A 17,649-nucleotide genomic window follows, 5' to 3' on the forward strand; every position below is an offset into this window, starting at 1 on the left:
CAATCTAGCGCGCCGCGCCGAGGAACGACAATGGCCTCCCGGCACCATTGCGGAGCAGCGCGGCGGACGCTAGCCTCTCAAAAAACGGAGGAGGTACCAAGGATGCGCACCGGTTTTCTGATAACGGGCTTCTTGCTGCTGGCCGCGCCGGCGCAGGCGGCCGACGCGCCGCCGCGGTCGACCTATGTGACGATGGTGTTGCAGGCCTTCGCCGCCAAGGTCGAGTGCCCCAACACGGATCTCGTCTATCAGGACCTCGTGCAGAAGGCGCAGCAGATGCACCTGCCTGATGGCACCACCGAGAAGGTGCGCAAGGCGATCGCCTGGATGCACACCGGCGGCAAGATGGGCGAGAAGCAGGACGACGATTTGATGGCGGAGGTCGCAGTCGCCACCCAGGCGACCGACATGGACCAGCGCCGCCTCGGCATGCCCGGCTGGTGCGAGGCCCAGAAGACCAACCTCGCCGGATTGATCCGCAGCAAGGGCGGCTGACAAGGCGGCTGTTGCAGCGTTAAGCACGCTCCCAACAGCCGACGCTCCCGACCAAAAATCGTCACAATTCTCCACAGCATGCGGCCTCTTCGAATTCGAACCGGAGAGCCCTCATGCGGAGTATCCATTTCGTTTTCGCCGGCGCGATTGCGGCCGCCACGGTGTTGACTGCGCCCGTGCTGGCGAAGAATTCCGACGCCCAGAGAAGCGAGGAAAAATCCACTTCGTCGCCCTGTACTGCCTATCAGCAGGCGCCGGACGGCTCGTGGGAACCCCTTCCCTGCAAAGCCACAGGCGAGCGGGCGCAGCCCCAGACGCAGAATCGACGTTCGACGCAAGCCACCAATCACGGCGAGCGTTGAGTACGTCCGCGCTTAAGTCGTCAGCTCTGGTGCGGACCGCGCATGATCTTCATGGCGTCGGCGATGTGACGCCATTCCTTGGCCTCTTCGGCCTCGCCGCGGCCCTCGCAGGCCTGGGCCTGCTCGGCGGCCTTCGCAATCGCAGCGAATCCATGCTGTTCCAGCATCTGCCGCGCGACGGTGTGGACCTGGAGCTCGGACATCATGGGCGCTCTCCCGTTTGAAGGAAACCGCGGCGCCCGGCTCGGCGGCGCTGCGCGGGTCTCCCACAACGATCTCGCCGTGCGACCCGTTCCGCTTACCTCACGACAAAGGCGGCCCGCCATGCCCGGCGGACCGCCTTCACCCACCCCAATTGAAAGTCTTCGGCCGCGTCCCCTACGCGACCGCCACGCGCTTGCGCTCGAAATCGTTGGGTACCTCGATATCGACCTCCAGGGTCGACACGTCGTCGCCGCGCTCGAGCCGAACGATGACCTTGGTCGGGTCGAGCTTGACGTGCTTGGACACGACGGCGAGTATTTCCTCACGCAGCACCCCGAGCAGATCGGGTTGGCCGCGCATCCCTCGTTCATGCGCGAGCAGGATCTGCAACCGTTCGCGAGCGACGGGAGCAGACGAGGCCTTGTTGCCGCGCAGAAGCCGGAGCAGACCCATGCTCATGCAGCCCTCCGTCGCAGCAGACGATCCATGAAGCCCTTGCGCTCGGTCGGAACCTGCATCGGCACGGTGTCGCCGCACAGCCGCCGCGCCGCGTCGATATAGGCCCGCGCGGGTGCGCCGTCCGCGTTCGACAGCGTCACGGGGGTACCGACGTTCGAGGCGCGCAACACGTCCTGGCTCTCGGGGATGATGCCGAGCAAAGGCGTGGCGAGGATCTCGAGAATGTCGTCGATGGTCAGCATCTCGCCGCGCGCGGCGCGGGAGGGATCGTAGCGGGTGATGAGAATGTGCTTCTCGACGCGCTCGCCCTGCTCGGCCCGCACCGTCTTGGAATCGAGCATGCCGATGATGCGATCGGAATCGCGTACCGAGGAGACTTCCGGATTGGTGACGATCACGGCCTCGTCGGCAAAGCGCATGGCCATCGATGCGCCGCGCTCGATGCCGGCCGGGCTATCGCAGATCACCCAGTCGAACCGGCTGCGCAGATCGGCGATGACCTTGCCCACGCCCTCCTCCGTCAGCGCATCCTTGTCGCGGGTTTGCGAGGCCGGCAGCAGCCAGAGATTCTCGAGCCGCTTGTCTTTGATCAGCGCCTGGGGCAGCTTGGCTACGCCCTGCACTACGTTGATGAGGTCGAACACCACGCGGCGTTCGGCGCCCATCACGAGGTCGAGATTGCGCAGGCCGACGTCGAAATCGACGACGACGACCTTGTCGCCGCGCTGCGCGAGCGCGGCCCCCAGTGCGGCAGTGGTCGTGGTCTTGCCGACCCCGCCCTTGCCTGATGTCACGACCAGTACCTTAGCCATCTCAAAAATCTCCTTCTGGTCAGTTCAGCGCGGTAATTCGCATGGTGTTGCCTTGCAGAAAGGCTTGGGCAGGCTGGCCGCGCAGGGCGGCGTCGATATCGTCGGCAGTCTGATAAAACCCATCGATTGCAAGCAGTTCGGCTTCGATCTTCTGGCAGTAGATGCGCGCACTGGTGTGACCGTTGACCCCGGCCATGGCGCGGCCGCGCAACGCGCCGTAAATGTGAATTGAGCCGCCGGCGACGACCTCGGCGCCGGAGCCGACGGAGCCGAGAATGGTGATGTCGCCCTCGGGGAAGATCACGGTCTGGCCCGAGCGCACGGGAGCCTCGAGCAGCAGCGAGGTCGGCTTGGTCTCGGCCTTCGTCTCGGTCTTCTTGGGCACGTTCGGCTCGACCACACAGCTGCGTCCGCCCGACAGCAGCGGTGGCATCGTCGGGGTCAGCCTTGCCTCCTCCACGCCTTCAATGCCGAGCACGCGGATGTTGCGGTCCTGCAGGCTGGTCAAGAGATGGCCGATGCCGGCTTGGCTCAGATCGACCGAGGACAGGTCGATCACTACGGGCCGACCGGCAAAGAAGCCCGGCGAGCGGGCGATCGTCGCATCGATCTCCTGGAGCCAGTCCAGGATCGGAACGGTCGGCACGAACACGAAGGCCACATAGGAGCGCCCCCGCAGGCGCACCATTTGGCGTTGAGTTTTTACTGCAGCCTCCATATCGGCCGACTCGTTCCCAATTATTGAATGGTTAACGATGCGGCGGATATGGTTAATGGCCGGTTAATTTCTCCGCGGAGCTACGTGGAATCCGTCGGGCTCGCGGCCGCGCGTCCGACGGGCGCTCTCGTCCAGCCCACCGCTGTCATCACCCGCGGCGGCAGGTGATCGAGTACTCCGAGATGGTTGTGGGTGCTAGACAGGCCGCGGCATATTGGATGCCCCGCCTGCGCGGGGGCATGACCGCGGCATGTGGGGACAGCCCCTACTTCTTCACCTTGCTTGCATCCATCTTGATGGAGGGATCGAGCATCTTGGTCGTGAACGCCGTCGACACGTCGAACGGCTTCTCCATACCGAGATAGGTTTGGACCAACTCGTAGTCTTTCTTCATCCGCTCGCCGTCGATCCAGCCGAGCGACTTCGTCGTCGTGAATTCGTCGGTCATCAGGGACTTGATGCGTTCCCACTGGCGCTCCTGGTTCTCCCTGTCGAGACCGGAGACCTGATCGAGCAGCGCCTTCAGGCATGGCGTGACGTCGGCGACGCAAGCTGCAAAGGCCTTCTGCGTGACGCGCACGAATTCCTCGACCACCTTGGGATTCTTCTGCAGATAAGCGCCGTTGACGATCAGCGAATTGCCATAAGGATTGAGCCCGATGTCCTTCCAGTTGATGTAGCCGAGATCGGGTCCGAACTCGATCACTTTCAGATCGTGCTCGTTGTAGAAGTCGCTGATGATGTCGACGGTGTGGCTCTTCAGCGCCGCGATCTTCGCGGTCGGCCCGACATTGACGAAGCCGACTGAATCTGGCGCAAGACCTGCGGCCTTGGCGAAGGCCGGCCACATCACGCGCGAGGCATCGCCAGGCGGGTTGCCGATCTTGTGCCCGGCAAAGTCCTTCACGCCGTTCACGCCATAGCTCTTCAGCCAGTAGAAGGTCTGGCCGGTATTGGCATAGACGCTCATCACCGCAACCGTGTCAGCGCCCTTGCTCTTGGCCACCAGCATGGTCGCGAGATCGGCGACGCCGAAGGGCGAGCCGCCGGAGCCGACCTTGGCCGCGGAGACGCCGGAGCCTTTGCCGGTCTCGATCGTCAGGTCGATGCCCGCCTTCTCGTACCAGCCTTGAGCCTTGGCGTAATAATACGGCGAGTGATCGGCCGTCGGCGTCCAGTTCAGGATCAGATTGACCGCCTCGCCCGCGCGCGCAGGCATCGCCGACACACCGAGCGTCAGCGCCAATACCAGGGCAGAGCCCGCCGCCTGCAAATGCTTCATCGCACCTCTCCTCATTGCCGCGACCCGGCTTGTCGCTCTCCCCATGTGAGGATACCAATGCAACAAGCCCGCCCTCAACTTGTCAACTGTTTGGTTGGAAATGCCTGCAAAACGATCTGGCGACACCGTGCCGCAGCGCCGTGATCCCGTCGCCACCCGCAACAAGCTGCTCACCGCGGCGCGGCTGGAATTCGCCCGGCACGGCTTTGCGGGGGCCCGCGTTGACGAGATCGCCGAGCGTGCCGGCGTAAACAAGCAGCTCGTCTATCACTATTTCGGCGACAAGGACGCGCTCTACCTCGCCGTGCTCGAATGGGTCTATGAGGACATCCGCGAGCAGGAGCGCAAGCTCAAGCTCGAAGGCCTGCCGCCGGAAAAGGCCATCCGCAGGCTGATCGAAGCCTCATTCGACCATCTGGCGGCAAACCCCGATTTCATCGTGCTTCTGAACGACGAGAACCGCGGCGGCGCTCGCCACGTCCGCGGCTCGACTCGGCTGGAGGCGATGCACTCCCCGCTGGTGAGAAGCGTCTCCCACATCCTCAACGAGGGGGTGCGCGCCGGAGTGTTCCGCAAGGGGATCGATCCCGTTCAGCTCTATATCTCGATTGCGGGCCTCAGCTATTTCTTCTTCTCCAACACGCCGACGCTGTCGGCGATCTTCGGTAAGGACCTGTCGAGCCGCACCCAGCGCCGCGCCCGCCGCAGGCACGTCGCCGATTTGGTGCTGCAGTCGTTGCGGCCTTAATCAACCAGCTGGTTGAAACTTCGCTCAAGGCCGGTTAGGCTCGTCGTAACGGCAAGTGACCGTCGCAACAGGGAGCAATCGGTGACAGGAGACGCGGCCCGCACCTCGCGCAGCTTTGCGATCATCCTGATCGTGCATCTTGCTGTGCTCGTGCTCTGGCAGGTCGCGGTGGATGCTTTCCACGTGCCGAAATTCATCCTGCCCTCGCCGCTTGCCACCGTGCAGACGCTGGCAACCACAGGCTATGCCTGGGGTGCCAACACGCTGGTGACGTTGATCGAGATCCTCGGCGGCTTCGCGCTTGGCGCCTTCGTCGGTGTCGCGCTGGCCGTGATCTTCAGCTGGGCGCCGCTGCTCAGCCTCGCGCTGCTGCCGCTGTTCGTGACGCTGAACATGATCCCGAAGGTCGCGCTCGGCCCGCTCTTCATCGTCTGGTTCTCCTACGGCATCGTGCCGAACATTTTGATCGCCTTCAGCATCTGCTTCTTTCCGATCCTGCTCACCACTGCGCGGGGCCTGCGCGAGGTCGAGCCCGATCTGCTCGATCTCGTCAAATCGTTGCGCGGCTCGCGCTGGACGCTGTTCCGCAAGATCCAGCTGCCGGGATCGCTGCCTTACATCTTCTCCGGCATGAAGGTCGGGGCCATCCTCGCGGTGGCCGGCGCCATCGTCGGCGAGTTCATCGCCTCCGAGCGCGGGCTGGGCTACCTCATGATCCAGGTGCAATCGTCGCTCGACACGCCCGCGATGGTGATGGCCGTCGTGCTGCTGACGCTGCTCGGGGTCGCTCTCTACGGCCTGGTGCTCGCCCTCGAACGCATGTTCGTGGTTGGCGACGCGAGACGGACCTGACAACGGCAGAACTAAGGACCAAATCCATGTTGCTCACCCGCCAGACCCTGCCGAAGACCATCCCTGACGTCGCTGCGCTCGACGAGCTCCTGTGCCGGCCGACGCAGGCACTGATCGACGACCTCGGGAAGGTCGAGGGCGACATCATGATCCTTGGCGTCGCCGGCAAGATGGGCCCGACGCTGGCGGGGCTCGCAAAAGCTGCCGCGCCGGATCGCCGCGTCATCGGTGTCGCGCGCTTCACCGACGCCAGCGTCAAGGACTGGCTGCACGCGCGCGGCATCGAGACGATCAATTGCGATTTGATGGACGAAAGCGCCATTCACGCGCTGCCGAAGGCGCCCAACATCATCTTCATGGCCGGCCGCAAGTTCGGCGCGGAGGGCGATCTGTCGCTGACCTGGGCGATGAACGCGCATGTGCCGGCCCTGGTCGCGCAGGCCTTCCCCGCGTCCCGGATCGTGGCGTTCTCGACCGGCTGCATCTATCCTTTTGTCCCCGTCGACGGTAAGGGCTCGACCGAGGACATGGCGCCGAACCCGCCCGGCGAGTATGCCCAGTCCTGCGTCGGACGCGAGCGCATGTTCGAATATTTCTCGCGCAAATTCGGAACACCGGGCCGCCTGTTCCGCCTCAACTACGCGATCGACATGCGCTATGGCGTGTTGCACGACATCGCCATGAAAGTGCTGACGGGCACGCCAATCGACGTCAGCCTCGGCCACGTCAACTTCATCTGGCAGGGCGATGCGTCCGCCCAGGCGCTGCGCTGCCTCGCCCATTGCACGACACCGACCTCCCCGATCAATGTCAGCGGCCACGAGATCCTCGCGGTGCGCGATCTCGCGCAGAAGTTCGGTGCGAGGTTCGGCCGCGCACCGGTGCTGACAGGCAAGGAAGAGCCAACGGCATGGCTGACCGACACGTCGAAAGCGGTCGAGCTGTTCGGTTTGCCCGTCGTCGACACCGAGCAATTGATCGCCTGGACCGCGGACTGGGTCTCTCGCGCCATGCCGACGCTCGGCAAGCCCACCAAATACGAGGTGCGCGATGGACGCTACTGACGGTCTGTCCGTCATCAAGCTCGGCGTCGCCGATGCGAACGCCGGGCTGGCGCTGTCGACGGAAGCGCACTGGAACCAGACCGAAGAGGATTGGCGCGTTTTCCTGCGCGATGGTGTCGTGTTCGGCATCCGCGAGGGCGCGCGACTGGTGGCGACCGCAGCACTGCTGCCGTATTCCGGCAACAACGCCTGGATCAGCATGGTGCTGGTGTCGGCAACGCATCGCCGCCGTGGTCTGGCGACACGCCTCGTCGATGCCTGCCTGGAAGCGGCGCGCAAGAACGGTCTCACGAGCTGGCTCGATGCTTCGCCCGACGGAGCCGCCGTCTACGGGCGCCTCGGCTTCACACCGACCCTGCAATTGCGGCGGCTGAAGCTGATGAAACCTACGCCGACATCTGCGGAGGCGTCGTCGGCCGCAACGCTCGAGGCCCTTTCTGCCCGCGACCGGCGCGCCACAGGTTTCGACCGGACCGCTCTGCTGACCGCCCTCGCACAGCGCGCCGGGTCGCGTATCGTCGCAGCCAATAGCAGCATTGCGCTCGTCCGCGATGGCAGAACCGCGCGCCATATCGGCCCCCTGTTCGCGGATCATGCCGTCGAAGCGCTGGCTCTGGTTCGCGTGATTGCGGGATCCGAGAATGGCCCGCTCCTGCTCGACGCTGTCGCCTCGCAACCCGCGTTCCTCGACGGATTGACCGCCTCGGGCTGGACCATCGAGCGGCCGTTTCAGCGCATGCGGTTCGGCCCACCCACCGCCGCCGCCGAAGAAACGCCATTCGCCGTCGCCGGCCCCGAATTCGGATAGGACATCATGCACCACAGCCAGATCAACAGCGACATCCGCAAGCTGATCGCCAAGGGCACCGTGCTGCCGGCGCATCCCCTCGCCCTCACCGCCGAGCGCCAGCTCGACAAGACGCATCAGCGCGCGCTGACGCGCTATTACGTCGATGCCGGCGCAGGCGGCCTTGCTGTCGGCGTGCACACGACGCAGTTCGCGATCCGCGACGTCGGCCTTTACCGTCCCGTGCTCGAGCTCGCCGCCGAGACAGCCGCGAGCTGGACCAAGCGTCCATTGGCGATGGTCGCAGGCCTTGTCGGCCCAACCAGCCAGGCAACCGCCGAGGCCCGCACCGCACGCGACATCGGCTATCACGCCGGCCTGCTCAGCCTCGCCGCGATGAAGAGCGCCTCCGAAGATGAGATCATCGCGCATTGCACGGCCGTGGCCGCGGAGATCCCGCTGGTCGGCTTCTACCTCCAGCCGGCCGTGGGCGGTGTCATCCTGTCCAGCCAGTTCTGGCAGCGCTTCGCCTCGATCGACAATGTCATCGCGATCAAGATCGCGCCGTTTAACCGCTATAGGACTCTCGACGTGCTCCGCGGTGTCGCAGCCGCAGCCGCACTCGACCGCGTCGCGCTCTACACCGGCAATGACGACCACATCCTGCTCGACCTCACCCTGCCATTCGACCTGCGCGACAAGGGCATCACCACGCGAACCTACTTCAAGGGCGGCCTGCTCGGCCATTGGTCGGTGTGGACCGCGAGCGCCATACAACAGTTCGAGCGCTGCAAGGCCGCGCGGCACAAGGACAGCGTTCCGGCCGACCTGCTCGCACTCGATGCCCGCGTCACCGACTGCAACAGCGCGTTCTTCGACGTCGCCAACAACTTTCACGGCTGCATCGCCGGCTGCCACGAGGTGCTGCGGCGTCAGGGCCTGATGCAGGGCCTGTGGTGCCTCGATCCGAACGAGGGCCTCAGCCCCGGCCAGGAGCAGGAGATCGACCGCGTCTGTCGCGAGCACGCCGATCTCAGCGACGATGCCTTCGTCGCCGCCCATCTGAACAAATGGCTGGCATGAGCTCCGAGCCCTTCATCAGCCTGCGCGGCGTCCGGAAAGTCTACCGCAGCGGCGGCGCCGAATTCCTGGCAGTCTCCGACGTCACCATGGACGTGCAGGAAGGTGAACTGGTTTCGCTGGTCGGCCCTTCCGGCTGCGGCAAGACCACGGTGATGAAGATCCTGGCCGGGCTGCACGGCGCCGACGGCGGCACAGTGACAATCGGCAACGCCAAGAGCCCGTTCGATCCGACCCGCGACATCGGCATGGTGTTCCAGCAGGCGCTGCTCTTGAAGTGGCGCACCATTCTGGACAACGTGCTGCTGCCGGCCGAGATCGTCGGCCTGCCGATGAAGGCCGCGCGCGCGCGGGCGCACGATCTGCTCAATCTGGTCGGGCTTGCCGGCTACGAGCACAAATATCCGCAGCAGCTCTCCGGCGGTATGCAGCAGCGCACCGCGATCGCGCGCGCCTTCATTCACGATCCAAAGCTGATCCTGATGGACGAGCCGTTCGGTGCGCTGGATGCGCTGACGCGCGAGCAGATGAATCTCGAGATGCTGCGGATCTGGCGTGAGAGCGGCAAGACCATCATCTTCGTCACGCACTCGATCCAGGAAGCCGTCTTCCTGTCCTCGCACTGCGCCGTGCTGACGGCGGGTCCGGCGAAGATGGCCGATTATTTCCCGATCGACCTGCCCTTCCCGCGCGACCTGCCGCTGAAGACCACGGATGCGTTCGGCGTCTATGCGCGAAGGATCTATGCGAAGCTGGGGCTGGGCGCGGCGTAGCTCGCCACACGAAAATTCTCGTAGGGTGGGCAGAGCGAAAGCGTGCCCACCCTGGCAAAGTGGAGCAAGGTATGGCGGGCACGGCGCAAATGCGCCTTTGCCCACGCAACGAAAGTTGCGCGCTCAGCTCTTGTTGCGTGTCTTGCTGAGCAGATAATTGTCGTAGAAGTTCTCCGCGATCTGCGTGTAGAACAGCAGCTCCTTCATATAGGCGTCGTGGCTGTCCTTCGTCCGCCTGAACAAGTCGCTCTTGGCGGCGAGCTCGGTCAGATGATCATGAGTCGCGTTGTAGCAGGCCTCCAGCACCGGCTGCGGGAATGCCCTCAGCTCCGCGCCATTGGCGATCAGCCGCTTCAGCGCCGCCGGATTCACGCTGTCGTACTTCTCGAGCATCCAGGCGCCGGCCGCAGATCCCGCCTGGTTGACGATGGCCTGATATTGCTTGGGCAGCGAAGCCCATTTCTCATCGTTGACGATGATGTGGAGCATGGCGCCGCCTTCCCACCAGCCCGGGAAATAATAGTATTTGGCGACCTTCTGGAAACCGAGCTTCTCGTCATCATAGGGACCGACGAATTCGGCGGCATCGATCGTGCCCTTCTCGAGGGCCGGATAGACATCGCCACCGGCGATCTGTTGCGGGACGACGCCGAGCCGCGCCAGCACATGGCCGCCCATGCCCGCGATGCGGAATTTGAGTCCTTTGAGGTCGTCGACCGTCTTGATCTCCTTGCGGAACCAGCCGCCCATCTGGGTGCCGGAATTGCCGCACAGGATGGCGTGGGCCTTGAAGGGTTTGAGCGCTTCGTTGGTGAGGTCGGCGCCACCACCGAAGTGCCACCATGATTCCTGATGGCGATGGTTCATGCCGAACGGCGCGCCGGTGGCGTAGGCCAGCGCCGGCTCCTTGCCGATGTAGAAATAGAGCGGCGTCTGCGCCATCTCCACCGAGGCGGTGCTGACGGCATCGAGCGCCTGCAGGCCGGGCACGAGCTCGCCGGCGGCGAAGGTCTGGATCTGGAATTTGTTGTCGGTCGCTTCCGCGACGTATTTCGCGAACGTCTGCGCCGTACCGTAGATGGTGTCGAGCGACTTCGGGAAGCTCGAGGTTAGGCGCCATTTGATCTCGGGCGCGCCTTGCGCGAGTGCAGGGGCCGCAACCAGCGTCGTTGCGCCGGCGACTGCGCCGCCCTTGAGGAATGTACGGCGTTTCATGGGGGTCTCTCCCTAAAAGTAAATCTCAAGCATATCGGCGTTCGGCCACGATGTCCGTCCGCGAATTGCGCTGGGGTCTATCGGACCTGCGGGACTGTGAGCCCCTCAGAGCAGCTTCGCACTGACGAACAGCGCGCGCACGGCGTTGGTTGCCTGCACTGCCAACATGGCGTTACCGGCAGCGCCCTCCAGCGCCTCGACAGCATGCTCATGCAGGGAGCGGAATTCCATCCATTCCACAGACTTGAAATTGGTCAGGAACTGATAGGCCTGGCCGACGGTCGCAATCGCCAGCGTGTCACCGTTCAGCTTGATCTTGAACGTCGTCCGCAGCGGGGTCTCGGAGTTTGATGGATCACTCATGGGCTGCTTCTGGACGAGGACGACTTAACGAAGGGGAAACGGCAGCCCCGCCGCGGCAGGCAAGTATCAGGAATCAGTGCTCGCGCGCTGCGAGGCGGTCGCAGACCCGCGCAGGCTCGGCACCACGACCAGACGGTTGAACTCGCCATTGTCGTAGGCCTTGATGAAACGGTCATAGTCCTTGATCGAGACGCAACCGTTGGAATCGCCGCGCGGTCCGAGCATGTAATTGTGGGTCAGCAGGCCGACGCGCCCGAGCGCGTTGGTGCCTTCGACGGGCGTCATGCGCAGCGCGCGGACGCCATGGAACGGCTTTTCGCGCGGCTTCAGCTCGTAGGTCGCCGGCGGCGTCGCGCCGACCATGCGCCGATCGACATGGTCGGGGTTGTCCATCAGCGGGCCTAAGCCGGAATGGGCCTCGAGCGCCACGCCGCTTGGCAGGTAAACCGCCTTGGCCGAGATGTCATAGACCGCTGTCCGCGAATCGTAGCCGAGGGCCGCAAGATCGGGCGCCTTGCCGAACAGGCCGCTGTCGGGCGTCAGCGAGGCCAGCTTGATCTTGTCGGTGAATTTTTCGAAGAAATTGCGGTTATCGACCCGTGAACCAGTGTCGGCATACGCTTGGCTGGATGCGATCTGGGAGGCGAGATCGGCCTGGACCGGGCGCGAGCGCGGCATCGGGATGGTGTCGGCGCGCTGCGAGGGCCTCGCCTCCTCGGCCGCAGGCCGATCCTCCTCGGTCAGGATCGAGCGCCAGTCGTCGCCCTGGAGCCTCTCAGCCAGCATGGCCTTGGCATCGCGAAGCTTGAGCTGGACCGCGTTCAGGGCGGAGCGCTCCAGCGTCCGGAGGCCGAGTTCGCGGGCCGGCGGATTGCCGGAGGCCGAAGCGAAACGATCCTCGAATGAAGGGGCATTGGCCGGCGGCAACGCGGCGGAGACCAGTGGAGACGAATCGCCCATATCCGCGACCCACGCGGCGGCGCCAAGCGCCAGCGCGATCGCTGCCAGAGACAGCAAAATCGCTTCGGCTCGCCCGACACGGCGGCGCGACAACAGCCTCCCGGCATGTGCTGCGTCGGAAACCATCAGATCCCCAAATCGACCCCCGGGGGTGCCCAACCCCCACCCGGAGACTCTATACCAGCTACCACATTGGGAGCCAAAAGTTAGGCATAATCGCGGCCGGCAGGGGCCTGGCAAGGGGTCCGGCAAGGCTTTCAAGGTATCCAATGACCGATCCTTTCGATCTCGAGCGCTTTATCCGGGCCCAGGACCCGGTCTATCGCGACGTGCAGGGCGAGCTGGCCCGGGGCCGGAAGCAGACTCACTGGATGTGGTTCATCTTCCCGCAAGTCGCCGGCCTCGGCGTCAGCGCCATGTCGCAGCGCTACGCGATCGGCTCCCGCGCGGAGGCCCAGGCCTATCTCGCCCATCCCGTCCTCGGGGGGCGCCTGATCGAATGTACCAGGCTCGTGCTCGCCGTTCAGGGGCGGACCATCAACGCGATCCTGGGCGCGCCGGATGATACGAAATTCCGCTCGTCGATGACGCTGTTCGGTGCGGTTTCCGATGAGCCCGTTTTCGATCAGGCCCTCGCCCGCTACTTCGCCGGCGAGCGCGACCGCGCCACGCTGGAGATCCTGGCGAAGCTCGATCGAGCATCCGGCTGAGTTGACGCGAGCGGCAGCGTAAACCCGAGATTAATACCGGCTGCCTATCTTCCGAGCAAAATAATTCTCCCCGCGCCAATTGCCGGACAGATCATGAAAATCGGTACGCTCCTGACCACCGCCATCGTCTCGCTCTCGACCGTCGGCGGCGGCCTCGCCGTCTACGTCGCCGTGACCAAATACCAGATGATGGAGCGGATCGGCGAGGCGCAAGGCCGCCTGGCGATCGTCCGCGCGGCCAGCGACATCCCGCGCTATCTCAACCCCGAGCGCGGCTTTTCCACCAACATCCTCTACGGCCCCGCCACGATCGACCCTGCGCTGCTCGCCGAACAGGACAAGCTGCGCAAGCAGACCGACGGTGCCCGCGACAGGATGAACGCGCTGCGCAAGGAGCTGCCCGGCTCCTTCGACGACGGCAACATCATCGGCAGCAACATCGACGGCATCAATGCGAAATTCACGGCGCTGCGGGAGGCCATCGACAAGGCGCTCGCAGGGCCCGCAGAGGCCCGCAAGGACGCGGCCAAGAAGATCGTCGCCGACAATGCCGTGCTCAACAGCGGCGTGACCGCGCTGCTCAACGAGCAGGTCCGCCGCATGGCGATTCTCAACGGCGACGCCTACCGGCAGGCCAGCTACGCCAACATCGCGATGACGCTGCGCGACGTCGGCGGCTTCAACTCCAGCCTGCACAAGAATCTCGTCGGCGGCAAGAAACCGGCGACTGACGCCGAGAAGGCCGAGATCAGCCGCTCGCAGGGCCGCAACGATCAGATCGTGATGACGCTACAGGAACTGCGGGGCAACCCGGCGACTCCGGCGAACGTCGCCGCTGCGCTGGAGAAGTTCAACGCGGTCTATGTCGAGGAGTTCGGCCGCGAGCTCAAGCTGGTGAAGGACGGTGCGGTCAGCGGCAAGTACGAACACGACGTGGACACCTATTACGCCGCCACGCAGCGCGGTCTCGGCACCATCATCGACGTTCGCGACGCCTTTTATGATAACGCCGAGCAGATCCTTGCCGGCGCCTCCTCGGCCGCACGCACCAGCTTCACCGTCGCCCTCGTCGGCCTCCTTGCCGTGCTGATCGCCAGCGTCGGCCTCATTGTGGTGGTTCGCCGCCGCGTCTGCGCCCCGATCGTCAGCCTGACGACGCGGATGTCACGGCTTGCCGATGGCGAGGTTGCCGACGGCATCCCCGGTGCCGAGCGCTCCGACGAGATCGGCGCGATGGCCGCGGCGGTTCAGGTGTTCAAGGACAACATGATCCGGGCCGACCGGCTCGCCGCCGAGAAGCAGGCCGAGAACGACGGCAAGATGCGCCGTGCCCAGGCGCTCGACGACCTCACCCGCGCCTTCGAGGCCAAGGTCACCGAGCTGGTCGGCGGTCTGTCCCGGGCCTCCGCGACGATGGAAAGCACGGCGCAGTCGATGACCTCAACCGCGGCCCAGACCAACAGCCAGGCCGCAATCGTCGCCGCCGCCTCCGAACAGACCTCGACCAACGTGCAGACGGTCGCCAGCGCCACCGAGGAGCTGACCTCCTCGATCGCGGAGATCGGCCGTCAGGTCGCGCAATCCACCGAGATCGCCGCCCGCGCCGTCGACAATGCCCGCCGCACCGGCGATACCGCGCGCACGCTCGCCGAAGGCGCGCAGAAGATCGGCGACGTCGTCACGCTGATCCAGAGCATCGCCGAGCAGACCAACCTGCTGGCGCTGAACGCGACCATCGAGGCGGCCCGCGCCGGCGATGCCGGCCGCGGCTTTGCGGTGGTTGCTTCCGAAGTGAAGTCGCTGGCGGGCCAGACTGCCAAGGCCACCACCGAAATCTCCGAGCAGATCACCGCGATCCAGAGCGCGAGCGACGAGACCGTGGCCGCGATCCGCAACGTCGCCGACGTCATCGCCGAGATCGACCAGATTGGCGCTGCGATTGCCGCCGCGATCGAGGAGCAGGGCTCGGCCACCAAGGAGATCGCCCGCAGCGTCCAGGACGCCGCCCGCGGCACCCAGGAAGTCAACAGCAACATCTCCGGCGTGCAACGCGCCGCGGATGACTCGGGAGCCGCCGCCCGGGAGGTGCTGGGCGCCGCCGAGCAGCTCTCGACCCAGTCGCGCGATCTCGCCGGACAGTTCGACCGCTTCCTTGGCGAGGTCAGGGCGGCGTAAGACGTCTCAATAAGGCGGCGCCTTGCGCGCCCGCTGCGCTTTGGCCGCCTCGATCCACCACGCAAGATCGTCGGCAAAGCGCGGGAACGAGCGTTCCAGCGCCTTGCCGCCGTCGCCGATCGGCTCTCCGTCGTCCGACAGCGTTTGCGCGATCGGGCCGACGCCGATCGTGCTCGACACCACCACCATGCCCATCTCCGACAGCGTGCCGTGCCAGGCGGTCGCGGCGCGCGCGCCCGAGAGCCGGCCGGCCGAGTAGCTCACGATCGCAGCCGGACGCCAGAACCATTCTTCGAGGAAATGGTCGGTGAGGTTCTTCAGGCCGGGCTGAATGCCCCAATTGTATTCGCCGGTGACAAAAACAAAACCGTCGGCGCCGCGGATCTGTCCGGCCAGCCTTTCCAGCGCCTCCGGCGCGGTGCCTTTGGGATATTCCTTGTACATGCGGTCCAGCATCGGCAGGCCGATCGTCTTGGCGTCGATGAATTCGACCTCCTGGCCGCGGCCGCGCAGACGATTGATGACGAAATTCGCGAGGCGGATGCCCATGCGGTCGGAACGATAGGAACCGTAGAGGACGAGGATGCGATTGCTCATGATGGCCGCATCCTAGCATGTCGCCGGGGCGCGCAGAGATTCTCTTTGTCGCGGCGCTGGAGTGTCGCGGCACTTGAGTGTCGCGATGATCGAGCCTCGCGGCGCTTCAGTGCGTCGCGCGATATCTGGCGCGGTGCGGAATGGACCGGCAGGCCAGGCCGTCGGCCAGCAGCTTCATATCCTCGTGCTTGCCACTGCGGATCAGCCGGCCGAGCTCCTCGGGTGTGAAAGGAAGACTTGGATCATCATCGATCGGGCGCCGCATTCGCGGACCAAATAACCGTCGAACCAGGCTAGCCAGCCGCCGCATGTGAATTCCCTCGCGCCAGCAACAAACCTCTCAGTCTGCATATTGTTCCTCCCGCACCTTCGAGATTGCAAGAGGGCGCTAACGACTCCGCGCCAAAAATTTCCGCCGGAGAATAATCTCCTTCACGTCGTGCTATTCGGCAAAACCCACGTAGCGCACGAACTCGTCGTTATGTTCGCGGTCCGAGCGAACTGCATTCGCGGCAAAGCGTCGTCGGGATAGCCCAGCGCGACGCAGGTCATGATCACCTCATCCTCCGGAATCTTCGCGATCTCGCGCACGATGTCCGAGCGCATGATGCCCTGTCCGTTGATCACCGAACCGAGGCCGCGATCCCACGCCGCGAGCACGATGCCGTAGCAGAGCGCACCGAGATCGAAATGGCAGACCGCGCCGGGATCGCGCGCGGCACCGGCTCCTTCTTGAAGCCACGCACGCTGCGGCGCGACTGCACCAACGTTTCGAATTCCACCTCTTGAACCTCCCTGCCCGTTCTACCTGCGTTGCAGCGCCGGTTGCCGATGCGGCGCGCAAAATCTATGCTGACCCGCAAGCAAGACCAAGAACCCCGCGAGGAGATACGCCATGGCCGCGCCGCTAGATTCCGTCATCGCCCAGATCATTCCGCTCATGCCGATGCGCGATCCCACCACGATGACGCCACAGAGCGCCCGCGATTCCTTGCGCGCACTGGCTGCCTCGCGCGCGGCCATTCCGCCACCGCGCGTCGATAGCGTGCAGGATATCAAGGTGAAAGGCGGCGCTGGCCCGCTCGATGCACGCGTCTATCGGGTCGGCTCCACGCCTGCAACGACGGTGGTGTTCTTCCATGGCGGCGGCTGGGTTGCGGGCGATCTCGAAACCCACGACCGGCAGGCGCGCAACCTCGCGATCGAGACCGGTGCGGTCGTCGTCTCCGTCGACTATCGCCGTCCGCCCGAGACGCGCTTTCCCGGCGCCTTCGAGGATGCCTTCGCCGCCGTCAGTGACATCTTCAACCGCGTCGCGGAATTTGGCGGCGATGCGAAGCGCGTTGGCGTCGCCGGCGACAGCGCCGGCGGCAATCTCGCGGCGACCACCGCGATCGCTTGCCGCGATGCCGGCATCAAGCTTGCCGCGCAATTATTGGTCTATCCCGTGACCGACGTCCTCGGCGCTTATGCCGATGCGCGCGAGAACGCGCGCTATCCCTCGCGCGCCGAGAATGCCGATGGTTACTTCCTGACGCGTGCCACGATGGAATGGTTTTGCGGCCATTATCTCGCCGATCCCCGCCATGCTTCGGACTGGCGGGTCTCACCCCTGCGCGCGGCATCTCTCGCCGGTGTCGCACCCGCGGTCGTGACCACCGCCTGGTTCGATCCCCTGCGCGACGAGGGCGCGGCCTATGCGCGGGCACTGGAGGCGGCCGGCGTCCGCGTCAAGCACCATGAGGGCCCCGGCCTGATCCATGGCTATTTCGGCATGGGCGATGCCTCGGACGTCGCGCGCGCCGAGGCGCAGCGTGCACGCGCCGACTTCAAGGCCCTGCTCGTGCGCGGCGTCTGAGAGCGCTAGATGCTCCGCGCCCGCTGCGCGACAGTGTGCCCCCATATGTGGAACGGCCCGCGTGGCAAGAGCTTTTGCAGTCGATCTCACACATTGGAACGGTGCGGTCATATGTCCGGCCTTTGCGCGCGGCAC

20 protein-coding genes and 1 pseudogene are annotated in these 17,649 nt (G+C 65.0%); 11 read left to right on the forward strand and 10 right to left on the reverse strand.

The annotated features are described in order from the left end of the window. Nucleotides 1-102 precede the first annotated feature (102 nt). Together IVA96_RS13425 and IVA96_RS13430 are read left to right on the forward strand one after the other, a co-directional pair. On the forward strand, nucleotides 103-495 hold the full coding sequence (locus tag IVA96_RS13425; RefSeq protein WP_247417744.1) for a hypothetical protein: 393 nt from the start codon (nucleotides 103-105) through the stop codon (nucleotides 493-495). 113 nt (nucleotides 496-608) lie between these two features. Next, nucleotides 609-857, forward strand: a complete 249-nt coding sequence (locus IVA96_RS13430) for a hypothetical protein (RefSeq protein WP_247417746.1) — start codon at nucleotides 609-611, stop codon at nucleotides 855-857. 20 nt (nucleotides 858-877) lie between these two features. Here IVA96_RS13430 and IVA96_RS13435 read toward each other — a convergent pair whose 3' ends face one another. The 5 genes from IVA96_RS13435 to IVA96_RS13455 form a co-directional block, all read right to left on the reverse strand. Beyond that, nucleotides 878-1,063 carry a hypothetical protein gene (locus IVA96_RS13435; RefSeq protein WP_247277288.1) on the reverse strand — a complete coding sequence of 62 codons (186 nt, stop codon included), beginning with the start codon at nucleotides 1,061-1,063 and terminating at the stop codon, nucleotides 878-880. 172 nt (nucleotides 1,064-1,235) lie between these two features. Further along, a complete protein-coding gene (gene minE / locus IVA96_RS13440) occupies nucleotides 1,236-1,520 on the reverse strand; it encodes a cell division topological specificity factor MinE (RefSeq protein ID WP_247297221.1) in 285 nt (94 codons plus the stop codon). Continuing rightward, nucleotides 1,517-2,332, reverse strand: a complete 816-nt coding sequence (gene minD / locus IVA96_RS13445) for a septum site-determining protein MinD (protein ID WP_247417748.1) — start codon at nucleotides 2,330-2,332, stop codon at nucleotides 1,517-1,519. The genes minE and minD overlap by 4 nt, the downstream gene beginning before the upstream one ends. 19 nt (nucleotides 2,333-2,351) lie before the next feature. Continuing rightward, on the reverse strand, nucleotides 2,352-3,050 hold the full coding sequence (minC, locus tag IVA96_RS13450; protein WP_247417751.1) for a septum site-determining protein MinC: 699 nt from the start codon (nucleotides 3,048-3,050) through the stop codon (nucleotides 2,352-2,354). A 265-nt stretch (nucleotides 3,051-3,315) separates the two neighbouring features. Beyond that, nucleotides 3,316-4,332, reverse strand: coding sequence for an ABC transporter substrate-binding protein (locus tag IVA96_RS13455; RefSeq protein ID WP_247297234.1), 1,017 nt, complete (start codon nucleotides 4,330-4,332; stop codon nucleotides 3,316-3,318). 100 nt (nucleotides 4,333-4,432) lie between these two features. Here IVA96_RS13455 and IVA96_RS13460 point away from each other — a divergent pair, with 100 nt between their 5' ends. The 6 genes from IVA96_RS13460 (at nucleotide 4,433) to IVA96_RS13485 (ending at nucleotide 9,636) form a co-directional block, all read left to right on the forward strand. Beyond that, nucleotides 4,433-5,080 (forward strand): TetR/AcrR family transcriptional regulator, encoded by a 648-nt coding sequence (locus IVA96_RS13460; protein WP_249797067.1) that lies wholly within the window; start codon nucleotides 4,433-4,435, stop codon nucleotides 5,078-5,080. An 81-nt stretch (nucleotides 5,081-5,161) separates the two neighbouring features. After that, on the forward strand, nucleotides 5,162-5,932 hold the full coding sequence (locus tag IVA96_RS13465) for an ABC transporter permease (protein WP_247417753.1): 771 nt from the start codon (nucleotides 5,162-5,164) through the stop codon (nucleotides 5,930-5,932). Nucleotides 5,933-5,958: 26 nt separating this feature from the next. Then, a complete protein-coding gene (locus IVA96_RS13470) occupies nucleotides 5,959-6,996 on the forward strand; it encodes an NAD(P)-dependent oxidoreductase (RefSeq protein ID WP_247417755.1) in 1,038 nt (345 codons plus the stop codon). Then, nucleotides 6,983-7,804 carry a GNAT family N-acetyltransferase gene (locus IVA96_RS13475; RefSeq protein WP_247417757.1) on the forward strand — a complete coding sequence of 274 codons (822 nt, stop codon included), beginning with the start codon at nucleotides 6,983-6,985 and terminating at the stop codon, nucleotides 7,802-7,804. The genes IVA96_RS13470 and IVA96_RS13475 overlap by 14 nt, the downstream gene beginning before the upstream one ends. 6 nt (nucleotides 7,805-7,810) lie before the next feature. After that, nucleotides 7,811-8,866 (forward strand): dihydrodipicolinate synthase family protein, encoded by a 1,056-nt coding sequence (locus IVA96_RS13480; protein ID WP_247417759.1) that lies wholly within the window; start codon nucleotides 7,811-7,813, stop codon nucleotides 8,864-8,866. Further along, on the forward strand, nucleotides 8,854-9,636 hold the full coding sequence (locus IVA96_RS13485) for an ABC transporter ATP-binding protein (protein ID WP_247277298.1): 783 nt from the start codon (nucleotides 8,854-8,856) through the stop codon (nucleotides 9,634-9,636). Before IVA96_RS13480 ends, IVA96_RS13485 begins: the two co-directional genes overlap by 13 nt. A 123-nt stretch (nucleotides 9,637-9,759) precedes the next feature. On the opposite strand, the gene IVA96_RS13490 is transcribed toward IVA96_RS13485, so the two are convergent. The 3 genes from IVA96_RS13490 to IVA96_RS13500 all read right to left on the reverse strand — a co-directional run bounded on the left by IVA96_RS13490 (nucleotide 9,760) and on the right by IVA96_RS13500 (nucleotide 12,231). Continuing rightward, nucleotides 9,760-10,851, reverse strand: coding sequence for a substrate-binding domain-containing protein (locus IVA96_RS13490; RefSeq protein ID WP_247417761.1), 1,092 nt, complete (start codon nucleotides 10,849-10,851; stop codon nucleotides 9,760-9,762). A 105-nt stretch (nucleotides 10,852-10,956) separates the two neighbouring features. Continuing rightward, complete coding sequence (locus IVA96_RS13495) at nucleotides 10,957-11,214, reverse strand: hypothetical protein (protein ID WP_247417763.1); 258 nt, start codon at nucleotides 11,212-11,214, stop codon at nucleotides 10,957-10,959. A gap of 66 nt (nucleotides 11,215-11,280) precedes the next feature. Continuing rightward, nucleotides 11,281-12,231, reverse strand: coding sequence for a DUF2778 domain-containing protein (locus IVA96_RS13500; RefSeq protein ID WP_247417765.1), 951 nt, complete (start codon nucleotides 12,229-12,231; stop codon nucleotides 11,281-11,283). Nucleotides 12,232-12,443: 212 nt separating this feature from the next. Between IVA96_RS13500 and IVA96_RS13505 the strand changes: the two genes are divergently transcribed. Both IVA96_RS13505 and IVA96_RS13510 read left to right on the forward strand, forming a co-directional pair. Further along, entirely contained in the window at nucleotides 12,444-12,884 is a 441-nt protein-coding gene (locus IVA96_RS13505; protein ID WP_247277301.1) for a DUF1810 domain-containing protein, read from the forward strand. Between the two features lie 93 nt (nucleotides 12,885-12,977). Beyond that, the gene (locus IVA96_RS13510; RefSeq protein ID WP_247417767.1) at nucleotides 12,978-15,059 is read left to right on the forward strand and encodes a methyl-accepting chemotaxis protein; all 2,082 of its coding nucleotides are present in this window, start codon (nucleotides 12,978-12,980) and stop codon (nucleotides 15,057-15,059) included. Nucleotides 15,060-15,065: 6 nt separating this feature from the next. Here the strand turns inward: IVA96_RS13510 and IVA96_RS13515 are convergent, their stop codons facing one another. Continuing rightward, nucleotides 15,066-15,656, reverse strand: a complete 591-nt coding sequence (locus IVA96_RS13515; protein WP_247417771.1) for an NAD(P)H-dependent oxidoreductase — start codon at nucleotides 15,654-15,656, stop codon at nucleotides 15,066-15,068. Between the two features lie 442 nt (nucleotides 15,657-16,098). Further along, nucleotides 16,099-16,367 (reverse strand): annotated as a pseudogene (locus IVA96_RS13520) (nitroreductase family protein); the annotation flags it as partial. Nucleotides 16,368-16,551: 184 nt separating this feature from the next. Here IVA96_RS13520 and IVA96_RS13525 point away from each other — a divergent pair. Continuing rightward, nucleotides 16,552-17,514 (forward strand): alpha/beta hydrolase, encoded by a 963-nt coding sequence (locus tag IVA96_RS13525; protein ID WP_247417774.1) that lies wholly within the window; start codon nucleotides 16,552-16,554, stop codon nucleotides 17,512-17,514. Nucleotides 17,515-17,649 lie beyond the last annotated feature (135 nt).

Source organism: Bradyrhizobium sp. 159 (assembly GCF_023073795.1).
In the GTDB taxonomy this organism is placed as follows: Bacteria; Pseudomonadota; Alphaproteobacteria; order Rhizobiales; family Xanthobacteraceae; genus Bradyrhizobium.